The 23,264-nt window shown below is 69.2% G+C and carries 22 protein-coding genes; 9 read left to right on the top strand and 13 right to left on the bottom strand.

What is annotated here, in order from left to right; translation table 11 throughout:
• Positions 1 to 201: 201 nt before the first annotated feature.
• Both AB0B96_RS05815 and AB0B96_RS05810 read right to left on the bottom strand, forming a co-directional pair.
• Positions 202 to 1,977, bottom strand: coding sequence for an ATP-binding protein (locus AB0B96_RS05815; RefSeq protein ID WP_362896806.1), 1,776 nt, complete (start codon positions 1,975 to 1,977; stop codon positions 202 to 204).
• Positions 1,974 to 2,660 carry a response regulator transcription factor gene (locus tag AB0B96_RS05810; RefSeq protein ID WP_362896805.1) on the bottom strand — a complete coding sequence of 229 codons (687 nt, stop codon included), beginning with the start codon at positions 2,658 to 2,660 and terminating at the stop codon, positions 1,974 to 1,976. The genes AB0B96_RS05815 and AB0B96_RS05810 overlap by 4 nt, the downstream gene beginning before the upstream one ends.
• A gap of 90 nt (positions 2,661 to 2,750) precedes the next feature.
• On the opposite strand from AB0B96_RS05810, the gene AB0B96_RS05805 reads away from it, so the two are divergent.
• Both AB0B96_RS05805 and AB0B96_RS05800 read left to right on the top strand, forming a co-directional pair.
• Positions 2,751 to 3,509 (top strand): L,D-transpeptidase, encoded by a 759-nt coding sequence (locus tag AB0B96_RS05805; RefSeq protein WP_362896804.1) that lies wholly within the window; start codon positions 2,751 to 2,753, stop codon positions 3,507 to 3,509.
• A gap of 30 nt (positions 3,510 to 3,539) precedes the next feature.
• Entirely contained in the window at positions 3,540 to 3,746 is a 207-nt protein-coding gene (locus AB0B96_RS05800) for a hypothetical protein (RefSeq protein WP_350942666.1), read from the top strand.
• A gap of 141 nt (positions 3,747 to 3,887) precedes the next feature.
• On the opposite strand, the gene AB0B96_RS05795 is transcribed toward AB0B96_RS05800, so the two are convergent.
• The gene (locus AB0B96_RS05795) at positions 3,888 to 4,967 is read right to left on the bottom strand and encodes a TNT domain-containing protein (RefSeq protein ID WP_362896803.1); all 1,080 of its coding nucleotides are present in this window, start codon (positions 4,965 to 4,967) and stop codon (positions 3,888 to 3,890) included.
• 657 nt (positions 4,968 to 5,624) lie between these two features.
• On the opposite strand from AB0B96_RS05795, the gene AB0B96_RS05790 reads away from it, so the two are divergent.
• The gene (locus tag AB0B96_RS05790; RefSeq protein WP_362896802.1) at positions 5,625 to 6,407 is read left to right on the top strand and encodes a DUF2306 domain-containing protein; all 783 of its coding nucleotides are present in this window, start codon (positions 5,625 to 5,627) and stop codon (positions 6,405 to 6,407) included.
• Between the two features lie 111 nt (positions 6,408 to 6,518).
• On the opposite strand, the gene AB0B96_RS05785 is transcribed toward AB0B96_RS05790, so the two are convergent.
• Positions 6,519 to 6,674 (bottom strand): hypothetical protein, encoded by a 156-nt coding sequence (locus AB0B96_RS05785; protein ID WP_362896801.1) that lies wholly within the window; start codon positions 6,672 to 6,674, stop codon positions 6,519 to 6,521.
• Positions 6,675 to 6,699: 25 nt separating this feature from the next.
• Between AB0B96_RS05785 and AB0B96_RS05780 the strand changes: the two genes are divergently transcribed.
• Positions 6,700 to 7,251: a CGNR zinc finger domain-containing protein gene (locus AB0B96_RS05780; RefSeq protein WP_362896800.1), complete on the top strand. Its 552-nt coding sequence runs from the start codon at positions 6,700 to 6,702 to the stop codon at positions 7,249 to 7,251.
• Positions 7,252 to 7,517: 266 nt separating this feature from the next.
• On the opposite strand, the gene AB0B96_RS05775 is transcribed toward AB0B96_RS05780, so the two are convergent.
• Positions 7,518 to 7,988: an SRPBCC domain-containing protein gene (locus tag AB0B96_RS05775; RefSeq protein ID WP_350942675.1), complete on the bottom strand. Its 471-nt coding sequence runs from the start codon at positions 7,986 to 7,988 to the stop codon at positions 7,518 to 7,520.
• Entirely contained in the window at positions 7,985 to 8,320 is a 336-nt protein-coding gene (locus tag AB0B96_RS05770; protein ID WP_350942677.1) for a metalloregulator ArsR/SmtB family transcription factor, read from the bottom strand. Before AB0B96_RS05770 ends, AB0B96_RS05775 begins: the two co-directional genes overlap by 4 nt.
• Before the next feature lie 226 nt (positions 8,321 to 8,546).
• Here AB0B96_RS05770 and nhaA point away from each other — a divergent pair, with 226 nt between their 5' ends.
• On the top strand, positions 8,547 to 10,583 hold the full coding sequence (gene nhaA / locus AB0B96_RS05765; protein ID WP_362896799.1) for a Na+/H+ antiporter NhaA: 2,037 nt from the start codon (positions 8,547 to 8,549) through the stop codon (positions 10,581 to 10,583).
• A 194-nt stretch (positions 10,584 to 10,777) separates the two neighbouring features.
• Positions 10,778 to 11,353 (top strand): HD domain-containing protein, encoded by a 576-nt coding sequence (locus AB0B96_RS05760; RefSeq protein WP_350942680.1) that lies wholly within the window; start codon positions 10,778 to 10,780, stop codon positions 11,351 to 11,353.
• A gap of 12 nt (positions 11,354 to 11,365) precedes the next feature.
• Here AB0B96_RS05760 and AB0B96_RS05755 read toward each other — a convergent pair whose 3' ends face one another.
• On the bottom strand, positions 11,366 to 12,520 hold the full coding sequence (locus AB0B96_RS05755; RefSeq protein ID WP_362896798.1) for a CU044_5270 family protein: 1,155 nt from the start codon (positions 12,518 to 12,520) through the stop codon (positions 11,366 to 11,368).
• On the bottom strand, positions 12,517 to 13,044 hold the full coding sequence (locus AB0B96_RS05750) for a sigma-70 family RNA polymerase sigma factor (protein WP_362896797.1): 528 nt from the start codon (positions 13,042 to 13,044) through the stop codon (positions 12,517 to 12,519). Before AB0B96_RS05750 ends, AB0B96_RS05755 begins: the two co-directional genes overlap by 4 nt.
• A gap of 288 nt (positions 13,045 to 13,332) precedes the next feature.
• Here AB0B96_RS05750 and AB0B96_RS05745 point away from each other — a divergent pair, with 288 nt between their 5' ends.
• Entirely contained in the window at positions 13,333 to 13,914 is a 582-nt protein-coding gene (locus AB0B96_RS05745; RefSeq protein WP_362896796.1) for a TetR family transcriptional regulator, read from the top strand.
• A 353-nt stretch (positions 13,915 to 14,267) separates the two neighbouring features.
• Positions 14,268 to 15,161, top strand: a complete 894-nt coding sequence (locus tag AB0B96_RS05740; protein WP_362896795.1) for an SDR family NAD(P)-dependent oxidoreductase — start codon at positions 14,268 to 14,270, stop codon at positions 15,159 to 15,161.
• 159 nt (positions 15,162 to 15,320) lie between these two features.
• Here AB0B96_RS05740 and AB0B96_RS05735 read toward each other — a convergent pair whose 3' ends face one another.
• The 4 genes from AB0B96_RS05735 to AB0B96_RS05720 form a co-directional block, all read right to left on the bottom strand.
• Positions 15,321 to 16,310: an NAD(P)-dependent alcohol dehydrogenase gene (locus AB0B96_RS05735; protein ID WP_362896794.1), complete on the bottom strand. Its 990-nt coding sequence runs from the start codon at positions 16,308 to 16,310 to the stop codon at positions 15,321 to 15,323.
• A gap of 260 nt (positions 16,311 to 16,570) precedes the next feature.
• Positions 16,571 to 17,227 (bottom strand): response regulator transcription factor, encoded by a 657-nt coding sequence (locus AB0B96_RS05730; protein WP_362896793.1) that lies wholly within the window; start codon positions 17,225 to 17,227, stop codon positions 16,571 to 16,573.
• Positions 17,224 to 18,363, bottom strand: coding sequence for a sensor histidine kinase (locus AB0B96_RS05725; protein WP_362896792.1), 1,140 nt, complete (start codon positions 18,361 to 18,363; stop codon positions 17,224 to 17,226). Before AB0B96_RS05725 ends, AB0B96_RS05730 begins: the two co-directional genes overlap by 4 nt.
• A gap of 271 nt (positions 18,364 to 18,634) precedes the next feature.
• Complete coding sequence (locus AB0B96_RS05720; protein WP_362896791.1) at positions 18,635 to 20,020, bottom strand: aromatic acid/H+ symport family MFS transporter; 1,386 nt, start codon at positions 20,018 to 20,020, stop codon at positions 18,635 to 18,637.
• Between the two features lie 755 nt (positions 20,021 to 20,775).
• Here AB0B96_RS05720 and AB0B96_RS05715 point away from each other — a divergent pair.
• Positions 20,776 to 21,711, top strand: coding sequence for a hypothetical protein (locus tag AB0B96_RS05715; protein ID WP_362896790.1), 936 nt, complete (start codon positions 20,776 to 20,778; stop codon positions 21,709 to 21,711).
• 137 nt (positions 21,712 to 21,848) lie between these two features.
• Here the strand turns inward: AB0B96_RS05715 and AB0B96_RS05710 are convergent, their stop codons facing one another.
• Positions 21,849 to 23,249 (bottom strand): FAD-binding oxidoreductase, encoded by a 1,401-nt coding sequence (locus AB0B96_RS05710; RefSeq protein ID WP_362896789.1) that lies wholly within the window; start codon positions 23,247 to 23,249, stop codon positions 21,849 to 21,851.
• Positions 23,250 to 23,264: the final 15 nt, after the last annotated feature.

Here is a 23,264-nt window from a genome sequence, read left to right as displayed (position 1 = left end):
GGTCGGCAGCACCTTTTCAAGACCCCGGACGGCCACCGCGGCATCGAAGGTACCAACGTCAAGCCAGGTGACCCATCCGGAGGCGCCTGCCAGACGGGCCTGGTTCCGACCGAGGAGTGGTTTCGGCAGATCTCGGTGTACGGCTCGTGCTCGACTCCTGGGCGTGGGCCGTCCTGCTGTTCGGCCATGCCGAGGAGCGCGTCAAGAAGGAAGACGCAGGGTGAACGTCGTGCGGACGCCTGGCACGCTGGTGGCCGTGGCCGTGCCGCCGTGCGCCTCGGCCAGGTTGCGCACGATGGCGAGCCCGAGTCCGCTGCCCCCGGTCCGCCGGTTGCGGGACTTCTCGGCTCGCCAGAACCTGTCGAAGACGTGGGGGAGATACTCGGCGCGGATCCCGACCCCCGTGTCGGTCACCTCGATGACGACCCGGTCGCCGTCCTGGCGGGCGCACAGCGTGATGTGCCCGCCGGGTGGCGTGTAGCGCAGGGAGTTGGCGACCAGGTTGCCGACGGCCTGACGGAGCCGTACCGGATCCGCGGTCAGCGAGGGGTCGCCGATGACGGCGGTGGTCAGGGTGAGCCCCGCGGCCTCTGCCCGGCTTCGGTGAGCGGTGGCCACCTGGTCGAGAAGGTCGCCGAGGTGAACGGGTTCGACGTGCAGACGGAGTTTGCCCGCGTCGGCGAGGGCGAGCTCCTGAAGGTCGTCGACGATGTGCTGCAACAGCAGGATCTCCTCGACCAGTGAGGCGATCAGCGCCGGGTCGAGCTCGGCGACGCCGTCCTGGGCCGCCTCCAGCCACCCCCTGAGGTTGCTCAGCGGGGTCCGCAGCTCGTGGGAGACATCGCTGACCATGGCCTTGCGCTGCTCCTCCATGCGCTGAAGGTGTTCCGACATCTCGTTGAACGCCGTGGCGAGCTCGTTGATCTCGCCGGTCGTCCTGACGGTGACGCGGGCGGAGCTGTCCCCGTCACGCATCCGTCGCGCGGCGTGGGTGAGCGCGTTGACGGGCATGACCAGGCGCCGGGCCGCCATGACGCTCACGCCCACGGTCAGCACGAGCACGAGGAGGGCGGCGCCGGCGATCGAGGGGAGCGGGAAGCGCTGGCCGGTGGCCTCGGCGGGGGAGCCGATGTACAGGTAGGCCGCGGGGGCGACGTAGGGATCGAGTTGCTCCTTGCGGGCGGTGACGATGCAGGACGAGATCGTCTGATCGGGTTCCGCGTCAGGAGGCCGCCTCTCCTTGGAAACCCAGGCGAAGTCGAGGCCGACCGAGCCCCGTTCCTTGCTCTTGCCCTTGAGGCACCTGCCGACCAGGTGGTTGAGCTGTTTCAACGCGGTCTTCTCGGTGCGCGTCGGCGCGCTGAAGGGAGTGGCGTCGCAGACGTCCCTCAGCACGGGGAACTCGCGCGGCACCGGGCGCGGCTCCTGGTCGGCCTCCATGGCGGTCGTCGTCACGACGGGCCGGCCGGTGTTCGAGACGGTCATCTGTACGGTCTGTCTGACACGGCCGGCACAGATGGCGTAGTTGTCGACGGCCTTGACCAGCCGGGCGCGCTCGGAGGCGGGCAGCAGGAAAGGACCCACCGCGCGTGGATCGATCCGGTCCCTGGCCGCCCCGGGCACCAGGGTCACGTCCACGGCCAGCGGGTCGACGACGGCCGACACCCTGGAGGGCAGTGGGGTCCCTGCGGTCGCCGAGTCCGCGATGAGGGTGCCCTTCTCGGTGGTCAACGCGATGCGACGGCTGTGCCGGGCGGCGAGATCACGTACGGTGACGGCGACGCCCGACCAGTCCGGATGGCGGGAGGCGTAGCCGAGCAGGTTGTTGTTGATCTGGGCGTCGCTGGCCAGCGTCTGCCCCTGCTCGCGCTGGATGGCGCCGGAGGTGCTGCTCGCGGCCAGCCACGCCGTCGCGCTGATCGAGCAGACCGCCACGACGGCCGAACTCGTGAGCAGCCGGACGAACAGCGACCTCATGCGTGGGTCAGCTTGTAGCCGACGCCGTACACGGTCAGCAACCGGACCGGGCGGCGCGGATCAGGCTCGATCTTCCTGCGCAGGTTCATCACGTGCACGTCGACCGTGCGTTCGGTGATGAACCTGTCGAAGCCGTGGACACGCTCCAGCAGCTGCTTCCTGGTGAACACCCGTTCCGGCTCGGCGGCCAGCGTCTCGATGATCCGGAACTCCGCGAGCGTACACTCCACCGGCGTGCCCGCCGCGGTGACGGTGTGCCTGATCGGGTCCACGACGAGATCGCCCGCCTGGAACAGCCGCCGGTCGGCGTCCTGGGACTTGCCGGTACGGCGCAGCAGCGTTCGCACGCGGGCCATCAGCTCGCGGGGGCTGTACGGCTTGGCCACGTAGTCGTCGGCGCCGAGGTCGAGCCCCAGCAACAGGTCGTCCTCGGTGGACCTGGCGGTCAGCATCAGGATCGGCAGGTCGGACTCGGCACGTAGCACCCGGCAGACGTCCAGCCCGTCGACCTTCGGCATCATCACGTCGAGCACCACGAGGCCGGGATCCGCCCGCCGGGCCTCGTCGATCGCGGAACGCCCGTCGTGCACGACGAGGACCTCGTGGCCCTCCCGCTCCAGATATCGCCTGAGCAGTTCGGCCTGCTTGGGATCGTCCTCGGCGACCAGTACGTACGCGCACATGGCCTGAGGTTATGCGCATGCCAGGGGTGCATATGGGATCTGCATGACAACCAAACAGGTTTCACACATTCTGCCGCGAGGCTGTGGCGGGTGAGAACCAACCTGCTCGGTACGGCCGCCGCGGCGACCCTCGTCCTCCTGCTGACCGGCTGTGCGGCCGACGCGCGCGGCGCCGTGCGGCATGAGCCTCCGAGCGGTGGCGCGCGGTCGGAGCCGGCGACAGGTGGCCCGCGGTCGGAGTCGGCGAGCGGCGTCGGATCGAAGATCGCGAGCGTCAAGGGGGCTCGGATCACGGTCTACCGGAACAAGGAGGGGATGGTCCAGCGGACGATCACGAGCCCCAACGACTACGGCGCGACGCGGGTCTTCCTGGTGGACCGTGACGAGGGTGAGTGGCTGCGGGTGCTGCTGCCGGTCCGGCCGAACGGCAGCAAGGGCTGGATCAGGGCCACCGACGTGACGCTCGCGGAGACCTCCCACCGGGTGGAGATCGACCGCGGGGCGTTCAGGTTCACGGTCTACGACGGCGACCGGGCCGTCAGGACGGGCAAGGTCGCGACGGGTGAGGCGGGAACGCCGACGCCTCCGGGTCGCTATTTCTTCACCGAGCTGGTGAAACCCGTCGACGACGGCGGGGCCTACGGCGCCTACGCCTTCGGGCTGAGCGGCTTCTCGCCCGTGCTGAAGAGCTTCGCCGGAGGCCCGGGCCAGCTGGCGGTGCACGGGACGAACAAGCAGTCCGCCATCGGCACACGGGCCAGCCACGGCTGCGTCCGGGTCGGCGACGACGACATCAGGTGGATGGCGAAGAACCTGGCGATCGGTACTCCGGTCGTCATCAAGGGCTGAGGCCCGACTCGAATGAACAGGGGAATCCATATGAAGATCAAAGCCACGCTCATCGGCTTCAGCGCGGCGCTGGCTCTGGCCGCGGGCCTCGCGGGCTTTTCCGGTACGGCCGCGGCCGATCCCAGGCAGCCGTCCGCCTCACCCTCCCCGGCCCCGGCCGAGCGCCGGCCCGCGGTCGAGGAGCCGAGGCCGGTCCCGAGGGAGGCCGTCGTCGTCAGGCCGGCCTACACCGGCTGATCATGGAGCGTCGCCGCGGTTTCCGGGGCCCGCGGCGGTGTCTCCGGTGTTTCTTGGCGCCTGCGGGCTCATGACGGTCCTCTCCTGCCCGCGGTCGCGTCGGCGACCAGGCCATCGCGGGCAGGAGCAGGACTCCGCTCCTCAGAGACGCGACGACCGGTGCGGCCGCGGGCGATCAGCCGGCCTTCCCGCCGCGGATATCCGCCGGTCGGCGGCTGTCGGCGGCCGGTTGACGGCACGACCGCGAGAGGGAGAGGCGTGACGTGTGTCGGGGCCGAGGCCTTCGCGTCCCGCCGAGGCGAAGCATCGCCCGGTGGCAGACCGCTTCGCCCTCGCCGACGGTGAGCAGAGGGGTTTTCTGTCGTCGGCTCTTTCTGTCGGCTCGTCCTGGTCGGCGTCCTCGGACAACGTTATCGGTACGGTGATCCGGTGAGGCAGGGGAGGGTCAGGCAGGACGGGCGGTGGGAGTTCCTCCAGATATCCGTTCTGCAGCAGCCAGCTCACCGGAACCTCTTCGCTCGTCTGCGGGGCCTCGGGAATGTACTTGCTGAGCACGTGGTACTGCGTGCCCCAACCCGGCATCTCGAACGCGAGGGAGACCGGGCCCACGTCGACGCGGAATGACTTGAGCACCTTGAACACGTGATAGTTGCACAGGTGTGTGGGATCCAGCGGGTTGGTGTTCAGGTTCCGTGGCGGCAGCGCGCGCCGGGTGAACAGGTCTCCCATCGGCGCCAGAAACGAGCCGCCGTAGCCGCCGAAACGGTCGAGTCTCATGCCGATCTGCAAAAACGTCGTCTTGACCAGCGGCCTGCCGTTGGGATAGTCACCGGAGTTGGCGAATCCGGAGTTGGGCGGGTAGCGATAGTCGTTCACGGTGTAGTTCCAGTAGCGCGAGAGGAAGTGCTGGGGGGTGAGACCGCCCAGTGGCACGTAACCGTGCAGGAGTGCGCCGAGATAGCCGGTCCGTGGCAGGAGTGTCGGTCCGAGGTCCGGGTCTCCGGTCACGTACGGCGGTCCGCAGACCTGCGCCCCGTTCTGCGGGCTCTGGTCATGAGCCACTCTCTCGGCAGACGGCGGTGCGGGTTGGAGATCCGCCAAGGTGATCAGTGGGGTTTTCCGCTGGGCGGGGCTGTCGGCACGCGCGGCCGTATCGCTCATGGCGCAGACCAGCGCGCATATCGCGGTGGCCAGTACGACGCTCCGTCGGTAATGTGGCATGACTTCCCTGCTGGTGTTAAAGGCAGACGGACGAGAATTGACCGACCACAGGCGAGTCGATGAAACGCCGACCCGCGATGTGCGCACCCCGGTCCACCCAGGATTCAGGAAGAACCGGTTCTCTCGGCTTCAAAAGCGAGAGGGTTATCCGAATTAGGGCACGTCGCTACAGGTGTGGTCGTACACGTTGGATCAGTGATTGATTCCTACATTCCCGATGTCGCGTGGATTGCAGTGTCCAAGTCATAAGGGAAGGGCAAAAAATGGGGCGAGAAAGGGTTGGCTCGCCATATGGCAAATATCGGAATATGCGATCTCTTACGTGTTGAGTTAGCTATGTGTGCTGTTCGCGGATCTAATCACGATAATGCGGGGAAAATGCGCGGAGGTGTACGCCGACCTTTCGCCGGGTGTCGCCGACACCTCGGTGATCGCGGTGGCCGGCAGACTTGGAGCACCCGAGGTGGCCACGCCCGGTCGCCGTCATCCCGCCCGTCGTTCGGCGATTGCCGGAGAAGAACAGGCGAGTGAGCGGTTTCCGGGCTGCGGGGAGCTCGGTGTGGGCCGAAAGTACGGCCTGCCGGTGGATGATCGGCCGGTTCGGATCGGACCGTCCTACCGATGAGCGTTCGGGGTGCCGGCCGTCACGATCGGATCATGACCGATGAGAGCTCGACGGGACGCCCCCCGTCCGCGCAGTCACCGCGAAGCAGCCGGTCGACGAATGACCGAAACACCGCTGTTCGTGGCCACAACGTCGCCGCGACCTCCCGGCGGCCGGGCTGGCTTCTGCCTACCGCGCTGATCGCGCTCAGTGCCGTTCCGATGATCGCCGGAGCCGTCCGCCTGACCGAGTTGACGGTCGGCGCGGAGATCACGCCGGGAAACGCGCGGTTCTTCGCGGCACCTCTGCCCGTGGTGCTGCACATTTTCAGTGTCAGCGTGTACAGCGTTCTGGGAGCTTTCCAGTTCGCCCCCCGTTTCCGCGGCCGTAGGCCGGGCTGGCACCGCATCGCCGGGCGGGTCCTGGTTCTCTGCGGCCTCGTCGCGGCGCTTTCCGGCCTGTGGATGAACCTGTTCTATCCCCGCCCCGTCGGTGACGGTGATCTTCTCGCCGGCATCCGGCTCGTGTTCGGCTCCGCCATGGTCGTGGCCATCGTTCTCGGGTTCGCCGCGATCCGGCGGCGGGACATCGCCCGACACCGCGCCTGGATGATGCGTGGTTATGCGATCGGCCTGGGGGCGGGCACGCAGGCGTTGACCCACCTGCCGTGGTTCCTGATTTTCGGGACGCCCGACGAGTTCCCCAGAGCACTGCTCGTGGCCGCGGGGTGGGTGATCAACCTCACCGTGGCCGAATGGTTCATCCGCAGGCGGCCGATCGGTCGGAGTCGCGTCCTGGCGGGTCGTACCTCCGTGGGCGGCCTCGCCGACCGGTGAGGGCGACAGCGGTGCCTGAACCCTTGAGCACCCCTGACCGTCCTTGCCTTGGCCGCCCTTGGGTGCGCCGCACGATTCATGTCGGCGGCGCGCCCGGCCGGACCGCGCTCTCTAGGCGCTCCACGCCACCACCGCCGCGGCGGGCGGGGCGGGGGCCTCGCACAGCACCCGCCAGGTGCCGCAGTGGCAGGACTGGTAGCGCACCAGCCCTTCGCTGGTGCGGTGGTGAGAGCGGGTGTGCCAGTCATGTCCTTCGTGGTCGTTCATGGGTCCAGCGTGCTGTAATGGCATTGTGCATCTCAACCCTTACGGAGCGGACGCGGTCCTGCTGATGGCGGACCTGGTCAACGTGCCGCCCGCATCCCTCGACGACCTGGTGAAACGGTGCGCGGACGCCGGCCTCGTCATCGACCGCTCCCCGGAGGAGGCGGACCTGGCCGCCGCGCTCAACCTGTCGGAGCAGTGGTGCGAGATCGTCGACACCCGCGACGAGCGCGCACGGGTCGCGCTGCTCAACGACCTGCTGGCCACCTCGGCGGCGTATCCCCGTGTCACCGACCACGCAGGGACCGGCTGGCACCTGCACTATCGCGACACGGGCCTGTCGCTCGGCGGTGTACTGCGCGCCCTGGTCGCGGTGGGCACCGCCCTGCATCTGACGGGGCGCGGCATGTCACGGCTGGCGCGCTGCGCACGCGACGGCTGCGGGCTGGTCTACGCGGACGTCTCGCGGAGCGGCCGGCAACGCTACTGCTCGCCGCGCTGCGCCAACCGCGACGCGGTGCGGCGGCACCGGGCCAGGCACGTCCCCTCTTCTACGGCTTCTACGGCGCATCGACGGTGAACCTCCGCTGAGCCTCGGGAGCGTCCGGCAGATCGGCGATCTGGCGCAGCGGCGGTCCGAGGCGTCGCAGGCCGCGGATGCGTTCTGACCGTGACAGCTCGGCGACGCCGTACCGGCGATAACCGGTGGTGCGGTTACCGGCCTGGCTCCGTTCGAGTCTCCGGCCGACCGGACGTCGAGGTCTCCGGTCGGCCCGGCCTACGGTGAGGCGTGGACCCGCGGGTCGAGCCGGATCGCGGCTCTTCGCGCTCTCCTTCGGTGCCGCTTCAGGGCCGCGTCCGCACGCCGCGCAGGTACGTCTCGATCCGGTCGAGTGCTCCCGGCAGGACCTCTCCCACGAAGAAGTCGCGCATCTCGGGCGTCGGGAATCCGGTCTGCGTCACGGTGAAGAGCGTTCCGTCCTCGTGCTCCTCGAACGTGATCTCGATCGTGGTGGTCATGGTCATGCCGTCCGGGCTGGAGCCGACGGACTCGGTGACCAGGCGATGCGGGCGGTCGACGACCAGGAAGGTCTGCGTCTCTCGGAACAGGGTTTCGCGGTCAGGCCCCCACACCGCGGTCTGCCGGCCTCCGACGCGCAGGTCGACGTCGATCTCGACGATGCCGGGTTCCTCGTTGAGGATGTTGAACCAGATCTTCTGCTTCTCGGCGTCGGTGTAGGCGTCGAAGACCTCCTCCGGCTTCGCGGGCAGGACACGGCTCAGGTGAAGCCGATCGGTCTCGATGTTCTGGGTCATTGGTCGTCTTCCTTCGTGAGGGTGAAGTAGGCGTCGAGGCCGTCGAGCCGACGTTCCCAGAGCCGCTGGTAGAACCTGATCCAGGACATGGCGTCCTCCAGTCGTTCGGTGCCGAGGCGACACTGCCGCGATCGCCCGACCTTCTCCGTGGTGACCAGTCCGGCGTTCTCCAGGACGTGCACGTGCTTCTTCATGCCGGTGAGCGACATGTCGAACGGTGCGGCCAGCTCGCCGATCGTGGCGGGCCCCTGGCCGAGCCGGATGAGGATCTGTCGTCGCGTGGCATCTGCGAGGGCCGCGAACGTGCGGTCAAGGACCTCTTGCTGAACCATGTGGTTCACTATAGCTCAGTGAACCACATGGTTCAATGATTGGCCCGGAGTGCTCCCCGGTCGGTTACCGCGTCGCCACGTGGTCGCGGGCCGTCGTCACGTGCTGACGGTTTTCGGGGGACATCGCGTCCCTCTATGGGGTTGCGGGCCTTCGCCATATACTGACGATTTTTCAGCGGATGTTGTGCTCCTGCTGTTTCCCCACGAGGTTCCGAGGACCTGACGTATGGCGAACTCGACGACCACTCGGCAATCACCGAATCCTGAGCAGGTCGACGCGCACTCGGTCGCCTCGCGTTCGATCGCCGAGCGCGTTCGTGCGCTGGGCCAGAACCGGATCGGGGCGCTGCTCCTGCTGCTCGCGACCTTCGCCGCGATCATCTGGGCGAACGCCTCTCCCGGCTCACACGACGCCTTCTGGGACACGCACCTCACCATCGGTGTCGGCGATCTTCATCTCGACTTCACCCTGCACGCGCTCGTGAACGACGCGCTCATGGCGATCTTCTTCTTCACCGTCGGGCTCGAAGTGCGCCGCGAGTTCGCGATCGGTGAGCTCACCAGCTGGTCCCGGGCGGTCGTGCCGGTGGCCGCGGCCGTCGCGGGGCTCGCGATCCCTGCGCTGTTGTTCGTGCTGATCGCCGCGGGGTCGGGACACGAGTACGCGTGGGGCGTCGTGATCTCGACCGATACCGCGTTCCTGGTGGGCGCCCTCGCTCTGATCGGCCCGCGGATACCGGGCAGGCTGAGGGTCTTCCTCCTCGCCCTCGCGGTGGTCGACGACATCGGCGCGCTCAGCATCATCGCGATCATGTACACCGAGAACCTCGACCCCCTCCCGCTGATCGTTGCGGCGCCCGGGCTCGCGGGCGTCTACTTCACGCGGTACCTGCGCGGCGGGCGCGGTCCGGTGTACGGCACGCTGGCGATCATCGTCTGGCTGGCGTTCCTCGCCTCGGGCGTGCACCCCACCCTGGCGGGCGTCGCCATCGCCCTTCTCGTACCGGTCTACCGGCCCGATCGACGGGACGTCGAGCACGCTCTCGACCTCGCGCGGGTGTTCCGTCAGTCACCGAACACCGCGTACGCCCGCGCGGCGGCGAACAGCCTGCGGGAGTCGATCTCGATCAACGAACGGCTCCAGTCGGCGTATGCCCCGTACGTCGCCTACGTCATCCTGCCCCTGTTCGCGTTGGCGAACGTCGGCGTCGAGATCAGTCGGGAAAACCTCGCCGCCGCGCTTGGATCGCCCCTGACCTGGGGAATCGTGGCCGGCCTCGTGGCGGGCAAGTTCGTCGGCGTCTTCGGCTCCACCGCGATCCTTCGCGTCCTGCGACTGGGAGAGCTCGGACCCGGGCTGACGCTCGACCGCGTCGCGGGCGGGGCCGCGCTGTGCGGCATCGGCTTCACGATCTCGCTGTTCATCGTCGACCTCGCGATCGACGACCCGGCGGCACAGAACGAGGCGCGCGTCGGGGTGCTCGCGGCATCCGTCATCGCCCTCCTCATCGCGACGGTGATCTTCCGTATCTCCGACGCCCTGCGCCCGGGACCCGACTCCGAGGCGGCGCTCGCCCGCCCGGTCGATCCGAGGCGGGACCACGTCTTCGGACCGGTGGACGCGCCCTACACCATCGTCGAGTACGGCGACTTCCAGTGCGGCTTCTGCCTCAAGGCCTCCGGTTCCATCCTGGAGGTGCACGAGGTCCTCGGCGACGAACTCCGATACGTCTGGCGCCACGCGCCACTCACGCAGTATCACCCGAACGCTCTCGCGGGCGCCGAGGCGGCCGAGGCCGCGGCGCTTCAGGGCAGGTTCTTCGAGTTCGAGCGCGGCCTGTTCGCGGACCAGGAGAATCAGCGGCCGTCCGACATCATCCGCCTCGCGCGCGGCCTCGGACTCGACATGGAGAAGTTCGAACGAGACCTCACGGCACCGGAGGTCACCGGCAGGGTCCGCGACGACATGCTGGACGCCGAGGCGATGGGCATCACGGCGGTGCCGACACTTTTCGTCAACGGTCGTCGGCACGTCGGCCCCTACGACGCGCAGTCCCTCATCCGCGCGCTGGAGAAGTCGCGCGGGGACGCCGACCCCGCCCTGCCGGAGGCGGTCGACGCTCTCGCGCCCGCCGCCCCGGGCCCGGCCGGTACGGTCCCCGCGGCGGGGGCGGCCGAGCCGGGTGCGGAGGCCGTGTCGGACTCGACCGACGCCCCCGCGCGGGAGGCGGACCGGTCTCCTGATCGCCCGGAGACGACCTGACGGCACGAGAGGGGGACACCTCTCATGTGAGCGTCGCCCCTGGTCCGCGTGCCCGACGCCGGACACGCGGACCACGGGCGACGCTCAGGGAAGCGGCCATCCGTACGCTGGAGGAGGCGACCGCGGTCCACGCCGGAAACGGGATGGTCGGCTACGCGCCGCGCATGATCCACCGAGGGGGAGAGGGGATTTCCATGGCGGAGGAACTGTCGAATCTGACGGGCCTGCTGTACGAGATCGGGCTGCTCAAGCGTTACCGGCGCACAGGCTGGCTGGTCGCGGGGGTACGGGACCCCGAGAGCATCGCCGACCACTCCTTCAGGACGGCGATCATCGCGAGTGTGATCACGGCGTTGGAGGGCGGGAACCCCGAGCGTGCGGCGTTCATGAGCCTCTTCCACGACACGCAGGAGACCCGCATCACCGACATCCCCTATCTCGGCAAGCTGTACCTGAAGGCGACGCCGAACGAGGAGGTCACCGCCGACCAGGTACGCGGGGTTCCCGGGCCGGTGGCGGAGATGGTGAGCGGCGCGGTCGGCGAGTACGAGGAGAAGGCCAGTCTCGAAGCGGTCTGCGCCCGGGACGCCGACAAGCTCGAATGCCTGATCCAGGCGATCGAGTACCGCGAGCAGGGCCACCAGAACGTCCAGCCGTGGATCGACAGCTCACTCGCCGCCCTGAAGACGACGTCGGCGAAGCGCCTCGCGGACGAGGCGCTTCGCACGGGGTCGCTGGAATGGGTGAAACGCGTCCTGAACGGAGGCTGAGACACCTCGCGGTTACGGCTTGACCGGCTCCCGGTCGGTCCACTCGGCCTTGACGATCGCGTTCCAGTGGACGGCGGTGCCCGGCTTCGCCCAGCCGTAGGTTCCGGTCGGGGCGACGGCGACGAACCGGTCCGTGAGCAGGATGCCGGTCCGCGGGTCGACGACGAGCTGGCGCTCGAACTCGCCGGTGGGCCACTTCTCGGTACGGGCGATGCCCTCGCCCCTGCGGTCCAGCGCGTCGGTCACCTCACCCAGCGACCGCACGCCGTCCAGCCCGGCGAGCACCTGATAGGCCGCGGCCCGGACGGCGGGCTTGACGGGCATGTCGCTCAACAGGCCCGCGGTCACCTGGAAGAGCCAGGAGTCGGCGTCCTGCGGGTCGCCCGTGGATTCGGTGCCGTGCCCCCGGTACCCCTTGAGCAGGTACGCCTTCAGCTCGGCCGCGGTCGTGGGCAGATCTTGGAGCTCGGCCATCGAGACGTTCTCGCCGGCCAGGTCGGCGACCTTGTCGCCGTCGTTGATCGCGTTGCCGAAGGGCTTGCCGCCCTTGGCCTCGATGATCAGCTGTTCCTTGGTGTCGGCGTTCTTGTTCACGCTCACCGTCCACGTGGACGGCGAGCCGTCCCGCTTCCAGGCCTCCTCCGAGCCGGACGCGGGCTTGGTGCCGAGGTTCTGGGACACCCACCAGCTTTCCCGCTCGGGCGAGCGGGCGATCCACGTCCGGCTGCGGCCCAGGCTGTCCACCGTGTACCGCGTCCTGGTGCCCACCTGCTGGGCGTCGCCGCTCACCTTCTCGACGTACCAGTAGGCCCCGCTGCCCTGGGGGGCCTTGAGCGACGACTCGGCCGCGACGAGGAGGAGCTGCCTGGCCGACAGCCGCGCCACCGGCTCCGACGAGTGCGTCGTCGGCTGCCGGTCCGTGGCGATCGGGGAGCCCGGAGGCGGTGTGGTGCCGCCGGTCGTGGCGATCGTCACGGCCGCGGCGGTGGCGGCGGCCACGCCCGCCAGACCGAGCGCCCACCCCGGCCTGGGGATACCGGCCTTGCGGGTGCGCCCCGTCCTGGGCTGTGACATGGCGTAGGAGAGCTCGGCGGCACGGGTGTGCTCGTCGGCCGGGGTGTCGAGATGTGCCGGGCGGGCCGCCCGCAGCTGGTCCGTCGGGTTCAAGACCACTCCTCACTGAGATTGCGCACCCGGGGCCGGGGGCGGATCGCCGATGCCGACTTCATCGCGTGGACCAGCCGCTTGCGGGCCCGATGGAGCCGTACGCGGAAGGTCGCGGCGGAACAGCCGATGACGCGTGCCGCGTCGCGCGGCGTGAGTCCCTGCCAGGCCACCAGGATCAGCAGCTCGCGTTCGTCCTGGTTCAACGAGGCGAGCGCGGTCATGACGGCGAGGCGTTCGGCGACCTGGTCGGCGTGGTCCTCCTCGGTCCACGCGCGCAGCTCGCGGGCGAGCGACTCGCGCCGGATCTCGGCGCGGACGTTGTCGCGAAGCACGTTGCGTGCCACGCCCAGCAGCCATGGCAGGGCGGGCTCGGGCATGTCGTCGAACCGCCGCCAGGCGATCGCGAACGTCTCGCTCACCACCTCGTCGGCGATCTGCCTGCCCGCCTGGCTGACCACGTAGGCCCAGACCTGTTGTCGGCATTCGTCATACATCGTGGTGAACCGCTGTGACTCGTCCGTCACCGCCTGGCCCCCCTTCGTCCCGGATGATTGCTTCGACACCGGGAAGTGGGCCGGGATCCTCAGATGTTACAAACGACTCAAAATCCCCTTTCAGCTGGAAGTCGCGGGGACCCTTCGGCGCCGTGTGCGGCGGCACCTACATCCAGGCGGGTGCCTCCGGGGCGGCAGAGGGTTCGGCAGGGTCCGGTGTGCGTCGGAAACGCGGTGACCATGTCACCATTCGTCACCATCCACCGCTGTCCGTCGGCGCCGCGCGGTGCCTGATCGGCGAACCGTTAGGCTGAGGTCGTGACACCCGGTGCTGAGCGAGAGACGACGTTGCGCGCGGACGCCGCGCGCAACCGCGCACGGGTGTTGCGGGTCGCGAGGGAGCAGCTGGCCGCGGGCGACGACTCGCTCATGCTGAACACCATCGCCCGGCTCGCGGGGGTGGGCGTCGGGACCGTGTACCGGCATTTCCCCAACCGGCACGCGCTGCTGGAAGCACTGCTCGCCGAGCGCTTTCAGCAGTTCGTCGACGAGGCGCAGGTCGCGGCGGCCGACGAGGACGCGCGTGCCGGTCTGCACCGTCTCCTGCGTTTCGCTCTCGAACACGCGTTGAACGACGCCGGGTTCGCGGCGGTGCTCGGATCCGCCAGCGACGCCGACGTGCGGACCTCGGCGATGAAGGCCGAGCTCGACCGGGCCGTCGCGGAACTGCTCGACCGTGCCCGCGACGCGGGGGTCGTCCGGCATGACGTCGAGGCGGACGACATCCGCCGCCTGCTCTGCGGGGTCGAGCACGCGGTTCGCTCCGGTGACGATGACGCCAGGCACGCGCGGCTCTATCTCGACGTTCTCCTTGAGGGGCTGCGTCCCCCGCCGCGTTGAGGGGCCGAAAGGCTGCCCTTCGTGTTGAGGGGCCGCAAGGTCGCCTCCCGTGTTGAGGAGGCGAAAGGCTGCTTCCGTGTTGAGGGACCGAATGGCCGCCTACCGCGCCGACTTCGAGTGCCGGCCTGGCTTGCCGACGGTGTCCGGGACATCTGAGGGGCCGATCCCCGCGCCGGCGGCGGTCCGGAGCCGTTGAAAGCTCGCCTCCGGTGGCGGCGGTCGGGAAATCCGGGTACGGAGATACACCGCCGCATGTCCGTTCCCTCTAATCGGATAGCCATCCGTTTGTGCTACGGTACGAACCAGGAAACGGATGACTATCCGGTAAGGATCGGCGGGTGGAGGGCGGAGCCATGGAGAAACGGGCTGTGGTGACGGCGGGGACCGGGGGGATCGGCCTGGAGACCGCGATGGGGCTCGCGGCGATCGGTTACGAGGTGACCGTGGTGGGGCGGAACGCCGAGCGGGGCGCCCGCGCGGTCGAGCAGATCGACGCGGTGGCGACCGGTCCGGCGGCGAGGTTCGTCGCCGCGGATCTCGCCTCGCTCGACGCCGTACGAGTGCTCGCGGCCGGCCTCGCCGAGGAAGGGCCGCTGAAGGTTCTGGTCAACAACGTCGGGGCGATGTTCGCCGACCGGCGACAGACGGTGGACGGGATCGAGGCGTCGTTCGCCGTGAACCACCTCTCGCCGTACCTGCTGACCGAGCTGCTGCTGGAGCCGCTCCGTGCCGGCGGGCCGAGTCGGATCGTGAACATCACCTCGGGATCGATCCGGACGGCCAAGCGCTCCTTCGATGCCATCGAGCCCCCGGGCGGCTACTACGGCTTCCACTGGTACGGCCGGGCGAAGCTCGCCAACCTCGCCTACACCCTGGATCTGGCGGAACGGCTGCGCGGCACCAGCATCTCGGTCTTCGCGGCCGATCCGGGTGGCGCGGCCACCGACATGACCGACGGCACCATGCGGTCGCCCAAAATCGTCTCGCCGGGGCTGCGGCTGCTCTGGCCGCTGGTCCGGCGAGTCTTCGAACGCGCCACGTCCGGTCCCGCGTCGGTGGCGGCACGGCCGTCGATCCTGGCCGCGGCCGACGCCTCGCTCGACGGGCGGACCGGCCTCGTCATCGGGCCGAAGGCCCGGCCCGTCACCCCCTTCGCCCCCGCCGCCGACCCGCGAACGGCGAAGGCCGTCCTCAGGCTCAGCCGGCAGGCGGCCCCGCTCGCTCCACCCGCCGACGTGATCGCATGAGATGAACCACCGACGGCGGTACGCGAACCGAAACCCGGGCGGTTCCGGCCGGTGGCCGGCCTCCCGCGCCGCTCGGGAACAGGAGGATCGTTCCGATCGCTCGCGGGAGGTGGTCATCGTGCGTGTGGCGGGTCGGGTGTCTCAAGAGGTTCGGGTGTCTCAGAGCGTGATGATGACCTTTCCCGGGGCGTGCCCCTCCTCCTGGTATCGGACGGCCGTCTGGGTGTCCTTGAACGGGTAGCCCCGATCGATGACCGGGGTGACCTTCCCCGCCTCGATGAGCTCGGTCAGCGTGATCAGGTTCTGCCTGTTCCCCACGCCCCGGGTCGCGTCCACGATGGCCGCCCTCTGGGACACGAACGGCGAGACCGCGAGTGCGGTGAACATGTGACTCATCGGCCGCAGCCACCGGCCGGACCGCCCGCCGATGAGGACGTAGGCCCCCTTGGGAGTCAGCGCCCGCCGGCACGCCGAGACCGAGTGGCCCCCCGCGATGTCCAGCAGGAGGTCGTAGCGCTTTCCACTCCGGGTGAAGTCCTCCTTGGAGTAGTCGATGACCTCGTCCGCGCCGAGCGACCGGACCAGGTCCATCTTCCTGGTGCTGCAGACGCCGGTGACCTCCGCGCCGAGCGCCCGGGCGATCTGCACGGCGAACGTCCCCACGCCTCCCGAGGCCCCGTTGATGAGGACCTTCTGTCCCGGTTGCAGCCGTCCCTCGTCGCGCAGGCCCAGCAGCGCGCTGATGCCCGCCATCGGTACCGCCGCCGCCTGCTCGTACGACAGGTTCTGAGGTTTCGGCGCGAGCGCGGCCTGTCCGACGCACACGTACTCGGCGAGGCCACCCTGCTTGAGCAGTGCGAACACCTCGTCGCCGGGGCGGAAGCCCGTCACGTTCCTGCCGACGGCCTCGACCTGCCCGGCCATGTCGGCGCCCAGAATGTCGATCTTCGGCTTGCGCAGCCCGAGGAGGCCGCCGCCCATCAGGCGCGCGGCATACGGCTCGCCTCTCATGATGTGCCAGTCGTAGGGCTGGACGGAGGTGGCACGCACCCGGACGAGCACCTCGTCGTCGCCGGGAACGGGCATGTCGACGTCCGTCAGGTCGAGGACATCGGGTGAGCCGTACGAGCGCAGAACAAAAGCCTTCAACGCATTCTCCTCATCCATCGCGGGTGGGTGCGGATCCGCCGGGGAGCGCCGTACTCGTGGACCGATGTCGTGTCCGGCATCGGGTGAGGCGGAGGCGCCTGCCGGGTGGCATCGAGCGTGTCCCGTGCCACGAAAATCAATGTAGGAGGGCTCCGCGAGGAGCTCATCGGGCGAAAGTACGCCCGATCGATGGATGATCGGCCAGGTGTTTCCGGCCTTTTTCGCGCTGCCGCGCCGAGGGGCCCGTCACCGCGGCGGGATCAGCTCTTGACGCGCCTGGTCTCGTAGGCCCACATCGCGATCTCGACGCGGTTGCGGGCGCCGAGCTTGGCCATCAGGCTGGCGATGTGCGTCTTGACGGTGCTGAGCGAGATGTGGAACTCGTCGGCGATCTCGTTGTTGGTCCGCCCCCGCGCCACGGCGACGAGGATCTGCTCCTCCCGGTCCGTGAGCGCCTCGACGGGTTGCGACACCGGTGAGGTGGGCCCGGTCTCGGCGAAGGCGCCGAGCAGCCGAGCGGTGATGCTCGGGGCGATGAGCGCGTCGCCGTTCGCGGCGGCGTGGATGGCCTGGGTGAGTAGGACGGTGCCCGCGTCCTTGAGCAGGAAACCCCGCGCGCCGACCCTCAGCGCGGCGTAGACGTATTCGTCGAGGTCGAACGTGGTGATGACGACGACGGCGAGCGGGTCCTCGACGGTCGGCCCCGCGAGAAGGCGAGTGGCCTGGATGCCGTCGAGACCGGGCATGCGAATGTCGAACAGGCACACGTCGGGGCGCAGGCGCCGCGCGAGTTCGACGGCTCGCCGCCCGTCGGCGGCCTCGCCGACGACGTCGATGTCCGGCTGGGCGTCGAGAATCATCGAGAGTCCGGTACGGACGATCTCCTGGTCGTCGGCGACGAGCACCCGGATGCTCATGTGGCCGACCCGGTGCGAGGCAGCACGGCGGTGACGGTCCAGCCCCGGTTGGAGTTCGGGCCCGCCTCACAGGTACCGCCGAGCAGGTCGGCGCGTTCGATCATGCCGATGAGTCCGTACCCCGGTGCTCCGGGCGGGCGGATGGAACCGGTCTCGCCGTCGTCGCTCACCCGCAGGTGCACCGACGTGTCGTCGGCGGTGACGCGGACCGCGACGTAGGTGGCGTGCCGGGCGTGCCGCCGGGCGTTGGTCACCGCCTCCTGGGCGAGGCGGTAGATCGCGGCCTCGACCGACGGGGGGAGGTCACCGAGGTCGTCCGGGATCTCCACCTCGACGGACAGGTCGGACGAGTCCTCGCTCGCGAGGTGCCGGAGATCGGTGATGCGCCGACCGGGTGCCAGGTCGGCGGGTTCGTCCCTGCGCAGGACACGGACCATCGCGCGCATCTCGGCGAGGGCGCGCGACGCCTCGGCCTCGATCAGTTGCAGCGCCTCGGTTGCGGCGTTCGGCCGCGCCGCCGAGGTGGCGATGCCCGCCTGGGCGCGGATCGCCATCGCCGAGACGTGATGGGCGACGGTGTCGTGCAGGTCGCGGGCGAGTTGCTCGCGTTCGAGCAGCTTGACCTGGTCGAGCTCGCGCGCCCGCGCTCGCGACCGGTAGCGGAGCGTCCCGCCCAGCGCGACGGCGGAGAACACGACGGCGAACCCGGCGATCGCGTCGGCGGGGGCGAGGCGGCCGAAGACGATCGAGAGCCCGACCGCGACGAGGACGATCGCCAACCCGATCGTGACCTCGCGTCCGGACCCCCAGCGGACCAGCGCGTACACCACGATCAGGAGGTACGCCATCGTGTTCGTCTCCGCGGAGACGCCGCCGGTCAGCAGGGGGGCCAGGCTCGTGGTGCCGAAGACGATCGCGACCACCAGCAGCGGTCTGGTCCGGCGCCACAACAGCGTCGGGACCAGCCCGATGGTGACCGCCACCGAGAGGACCCGCGACGGAAGATCCGGTCGCAACGCTCCTTCGAGCAGTGCGATCGGCACGAGCAGTCCCACCAGCGCCCAGTCCCGCCACACCCGCGCCGGCGGGTCGGGGGGACGGGGCTCATCCCACACGGATCGCACAAGGGGGAGCACCCCATCATGGTACGAGAGGTCGTACCGATCTGAATCGGCCCAAAGTACGAGAGACGCGTTCACCGAAAGTTCGGTGTTCCGGCGGTCTGGTGGTCCGACGCTTCCGTGTTCCGACGCTTTCGTGTTTCGAAGATTCGAAGGTTCGGCGTTTCAGAGGTCAGCGGTTCGGAGGGATGGCGGTTCGGTTCTCCGAGGGGGCAGCGGTTCGGAGGGGTGGCGGTCCGGCCGCCACCCCTCCGAAGGTGTTTTCCCGACTCCCTCGACGGGTTCGTCACCGCATGACCTCGTGAGAGGTCTGCGCCCGCCTCTGGGACGGGATGGTGCCGAGCGCACCGTTTTCCACGGGGAGTGTCTCGACCGCCGACGCCCGCCGACGGCGGCCGGCGCGCGGGATCGCGGCGATGAACAGCGCGCCCAGCAGGGCGGGCAGGACGAACCCGTAGAAGTTCCACTCGAATCCGAGCCCGGAACCCAGCAGCCAGCCGCCCAGGAGCGGTCCGGCGATCGCACCGGCCCTGCCCACCCCGAGCGTCCAGCCGAGGGCCGAGCCCCTGCCCGCGGCCGGGTAGAAGATCGCGACGTAGCCGTTGACCAGGATCTGGGTCCCCACGCTGCCGAGTCCCGCGACGGCGACGCAGAGCATCAGCAGGCCGGTGCCGAGGTCGAAGCTCATCAGGTAGATGGACACGGTGGCGGCGAGGAAGGCGCAGACCGTGATGGTCTTGGCCCCGATCCTGTCGGCGAGGACGGACATCACGATGGTGCCGACGATCGCTCCGATGTTCAGGACGAGCAGGAATCGCAGTGAGGGGCCGAGGGGATAACCGGCCTGGCGCATGATCTGCGGCAACCAGGTGTTGAGACCGTAGACCAGCAGCAGGCCGCAGAAGCTGGCCGCACCGAAGAGCAGGGTGGCGGCGAGGTAGCCCCGCCGGAACGGCAGTGTGAAGCCCTTCCTGTCGCGCGGCTCGCCGGGCTCACCGTGACCGTTGCCGAGGTCGAGCCCGTAGCGGGCGGCCACCGCCTCGGCCTCCGCCCGGCGTCCCCGCGCGAGCAGGTAGCTCGCCGACTCGGGAAGCAGCCAGATCGCGAGCGGCAGGATCAGCACGATGGGCGCGGCTCCGACCAGGAACATCACCCGCCAGCCGTGTTCGGCGAGAAGCGCCATCGCCACCAGCGCGGTCAGGCAGCCGCCCACCGGATAACCACAGAACATGAGCGCGTTGTAGAGATTGCGTCGGTTTCTCGGGGCGTATTCGACGGTCAGGGCGATCGTCGTCGGTACGACGCCGCCGAGACCGAGACCCGCGACGAAGCGGAAAAGGCCGAGGAGTTCGGGGGACGACGCCGTGGAACAGAGTGCCATCGCGACGGAGAACCACGCGATGCTGACGAGGATTATCTTGCGCCGTCCGACGACGTCGGTGATCATTCCTGCGACGACCGCGCCGATCAGCATTCCGATCAGCGCGTAACTGCCGATCGCCCCGGCCTGCGCCGGAGTGAGTGCCCATTCCTGGTTGCCGAGCAGGCTGGGAACGACCGACCCGTAGACGATCAGGTCGTAGCCGTCGAAGACGATGGTGAAGAAGCAGATGGCGACGACGGCGAGCCCGCTCCTGGGGCGCGCGGGCGACGAACGCTCGGTCGTGTGCATTGTTCACTCCGGGACGTGAGGCTCGGATATGGGCGTTGTGGCGAAATTACAACGCGTGCACGACGACGGTCCAATAAAACTTGACACCGAAAACGATAAGGGTGTTTTAATTCTTGGCTTTCACTGTCTTTCTGTGTGTGAAAGGTGTGATCGGCTGTAATTGATATATGAATACTGGGTCGATCGTAAGTTCTGGGACTTTTGAGAGGGCCGGAAGGCGAGTCGTCCCTACCGGAGCGGCGGGATCTCCGGAAAATCTCACCACTTGTGATCGTCCTGGTGTGTCGAGGGCTGGTCGAACGCGGCCTGTCCGCCCGATGGCGGCCGGTCAGCGCCCGCGTTCCCGTCCGGCGGCGCCCGCTCGCCCTCCGCGTCCCCCGGCGAGGCCCGCTCCGGTGCGGGAGAGGGGGCGCTGCCCGGCCGCGCCGTCAGTCCTCGCCGGCGGGCACGGCGAGAAGCCGGACGTGCAGGGGAGGCGCGCCGAAGGCCTCGGGGTGGAGGCTGTCGTGGCGCGGCCATGCCTGCCGTGCCGTCCGCACCCGCCGCACCCGGCCGCACCTGTGGAGACGGCTGTACGCCGCTCCACGGTGACCCGGTTCCTGTCTGCGTCGAAAAGAAATGAGTCGTGTGCCCTGGAAGGTTCCAATCGGCGGAAACCGGCCGAGGTAAGTGGTATAAGTATTAATAAATCACTTATCAATAGCGATTCTGGTATACGGGATACTTGTGGTGGTATGAGAGCTTTCGTATTGTCCGTGGCGGCCATTGGCACCCTGATCGCCGTCATCGGCTGGATGGGTGCCATCGACATCCGAGACACCTTCTCCGCCTCGGCCGTGAGCCCCGCCGCGAGTGACAAGCAGGAGATCAGGAGCTTCACGGAGGCGGGCGGGGGCGTGAGCGGCGCCTCCACGCCGGTGGACAGCGGGCTGAGCACCGCTTTCACCGCGACGGACAAGCGGGTGGTCAAGACCTCCGTGACGAAGGTCGGCGGCAAGTCCTACCTCAGGGTGCAGGTGACGAACGGGTACGGCGCCGCGAGGCGGTTCTCCGTGAAACAACGGGTCTGCCTGAAGAAGAAGTGCCGGACGGTGACGACCGCCCTGTCGGTGAACGCCGGGCGGACGGCCTGGCAGGAGACGTATCTCGGTGTCGGCACCTACAAGAAAAGCGGCACCTTCTCCGTCTCCGCGACGAAGCCGAAGCCGACGAAGTCCACCCCCGCGCCCCGGGTGACCGTCACCGTGGGACCCACGCCCCCCGCCGTGACCACCACGATCACGGTGACCGAGACCGTGACCACCACGGTGACCGCGACTGTCACCGCCACCGCCACAGCCACCGCCACAGTGACGGCCACCGCCACGGTGACCGCCACACCGACGCCCCCTCCATGGCCGACACCCACCCCCACGGTGCCGCCCACAGTGCCGCCCACCGTGGGGCCGACCGGCCCGCTCTGCGACGCGCCCCCCAACACCTACGGGTTCACGTTCTGCCCGACGGGAAACCGGGTGTATCCGCCGGCGGACGGCGCCTGCGAGGTTTTCCGGTGCATCGAGAACTTTCCCAACGGGACGGGCTATCTGGTCATGTGCAAGGACGGCATGGTGAGCATGTCGGGCGGGCTCAACGGAGTCTGCTCCTATCACGACGGGTGGCAGCGGGACATCTACCGCACCACCGCCTGACACACTTCGCGATCTTCGGCAGGCAAATTCGCACGAAGACGGCCACCACGCGATCGTTCAGAGTTCGTGACGACACTCGAATATCGCGTGATGGCCGTGAACGAACAGCACAGGCCTGACGGCTGGATGGTCGCTGTTCAGACGCGGGGCACGACGTGCCCGAAACGGAACATCCGGGTCGGGTCGTAGCGGTCCTTGAGTGCGGCCAGTCTGCGCAGCGTCGGCTCCGGCCACGCGCGGGACAGATCGGCGGGCGCGAGCGCCGACCCGTGGAAGTTGAGCTGCGTCCCGCCGGTCTGCCAGGGAGCGAGGGCGTCGAGCACGGCACCGCCCACGGCGGGGACGACGGTGTCCAGCAGTTCCGGCACGGGAGCGCCGATCACCAGCAGGGAGAAGGCCGCGTCCCGCCCGCCCACGGCGTTCGGGAGGTGCGGCTCGCGGCCCAGCGCCCCGCCGAGGTGGCGCAGTTCCACGACGGCGAGGGGCACGTCGGCCGCCGGGCCCGCCACCGCGAGGAGCGCCTCCAGGGTCTCCTCACCGAGCTCGCGCAGGAGGGCGCCGCGATCCCAGGCCGGCATCGGGTCGACCGGGTCCCGGTGGACGGAGTCGATCGCGCCGAACGGCATCTGCCCGATCTCGCCGAAGATCGGTTCGGCGACGGCCCGCATCGGGGCGAGAAGGGCCTCCGCCTCCTGGGCGTCGCCGAGGTGGACGAAGCGCAGGTGGGTCACGAAACGCCCGCGCAGCGGCGGCGGGAGCTGGGGCAGCGGAGGCAGGCGCAGCATCGCCACCGAGGTGGTCGTGGTCTCCGGCAGCGTGCCGGTCCAGGTCCGGTAGGCGTGCAGGACGGCCGGGGTGTCCTCGGCGTCGAAGTAGAGGCAGCCTCCGTACAGGGTCGACACGGGGAACAGGTCGACGACCATGGAGGTGACCACGCCGAGGCTGCCCTTGCCGCCGCGCAGCCCCCAGAACAGGTCGGGCTCGGTGTTCTGGTCCGTCATCCGGATCGTGCCGTCCGAGGTCACGACGGTGATCTCCCGTACGTGGTCGGCGGCGAAGCCGAAGGTCCGTGACATGGGGCCGATGCCGCCGCCCAGCGTGTAGCCCACCGCTCCGACACCCGACGACGAGCCGCTCAGGGGTGCCAGGCCGTGCGGGGTCGCCTGCTCGATGACGTCGGCCCAGCGGGAGCCGGCGCCGATCCGTGCGCTGCGGCCGGAAGGATCGACGGTGACCTCGCGCATCCTGGAGGTGTTGATCAGCAGTGCCCCGTCGGCCGCCTGGACCGCGCCGTGGCCGGTGGCCTGTACGGCGACGGGAAGGGAGTGGGCCGCCGCGAAGCGGATCGCCGCCGCGACGTCCTCCGCGCCGGTGGCGCCCACGACGAGGGCGGGCCGGTGCGGGACCGCGGTGTTGAATCCGGCGATCTCCTCGTCGTAGCCGTCCTGCCCGGGGGTCAGGACAGGGCCGGCGATCTGGTGGCGCAGGGTCTCCAGCCCTCCGCCGAGGTCTTCCGCCGGGGGAAAGACGGTGGTCATGAGCGTTCTCCAGTG

The sequence above is a fragment of the Streptosporangium sp. NPDC049046 genome, assembly GCF_040649155.1.
In the GTDB taxonomy this organism is placed as follows: Bacteria; Actinomycetota; Actinomycetes; order Streptosporangiales; family Streptosporangiaceae; genus Streptosporangium.
Note: the sequence above shows the minus strand (reverse complement) of the source record. Positions and strands in the feature narration are given on the sequence as shown.

What these genes read in the sequence shown, in the direction of transcription:
- AB0B96_RS05815 (WP_362896806.1), bottom strand. Translation starts at nt 1,977, where the DNA reads ATGAGGTCGCTGTTCGTCCGGCTGCTCACGAGTTCGGCCGTCGTGGCG.
- AB0B96_RS05810 (WP_362896805.1), bottom strand. Translation starts at nt 2,660, where the DNA reads ATGTGCGCGTACGTACTGGTCGCCGAGGACGATCCCAAGCAGGCCGAA.
- AB0B96_RS05800 (WP_350942666.1), top strand. Translation starts at nt 3,540, where the DNA reads ATGAAGATCAAAGCCACGCTCATCGGCTTCAGCGCGGCGCTGGCTCTG.
- AB0B96_RS05795 (WP_362896803.1), bottom strand. Translation starts at nt 4,967, where the DNA reads ATGCCACATTACCGACGGAGCGTCGTACTGGCCACCGCGATATGCGCG.
- AB0B96_RS05790 (WP_362896802.1), top strand. Translation starts at nt 5,625, where the DNA reads ATGACCGATGAGAGCTCGACGGGACGCCCCCCGTCCGCGCAGTCACCG.
- AB0B96_RS05785 (WP_362896801.1), bottom strand. Translation starts at nt 6,674, where the DNA reads ATGAACGACCACGAAGGACATGACTGGCACACCCGCTCTCACCACCGC.
- AB0B96_RS05775 (WP_350942675.1), bottom strand. Translation starts at nt 7,988, where the DNA reads ATGACCCAGAACATCGAGACCGATCGGCTTCACCTGAGCCGTGTCCTG.
- AB0B96_RS05770 (WP_350942677.1), bottom strand. Translation starts at nt 8,320, where the DNA reads ATGGTTCAGCAAGAGGTCCTTGACCGCACGTTCGCGGCCCTCGCAGAT.
- nhaA (WP_362896799.1), top strand. Translation starts at nt 8,547, where the DNA reads ATGGCGAACTCGACGACCACTCGGCAATCACCGAATCCTGAGCAGGTC.
- AB0B96_RS05760 (WP_350942680.1), top strand. Translation starts at nt 10,778, where the DNA reads ATGGCGGAGGAACTGTCGAATCTGACGGGCCTGCTGTACGAGATCGGG.
- AB0B96_RS05740 (WP_362896795.1), top strand. Translation starts at nt 14,268, where the DNA reads ATGGAGAAACGGGCTGTGGTGACGGCGGGGACCGGGGGGATCGGCCTG.
- AB0B96_RS05730 (WP_362896793.1), bottom strand. Translation starts at nt 17,227, where the DNA reads ATGAGCATCCGGGTGCTCGTCGCCGACGACCAGGAGATCGTCCGTACC.
- AB0B96_RS05720 (WP_362896791.1), bottom strand. Translation starts at nt 20,020, where the DNA reads ATGCACACGACCGAGCGTTCGTCGCCCGCGCGCCCCAGGAGCGGGCTC.
- AB0B96_RS05710 (WP_362896789.1), bottom strand. Translation starts at nt 23,249, where the DNA reads ATGACCACCGTCTTTCCCCCGGCGGAAGACCTCGGCGGAGGGCTGGAG.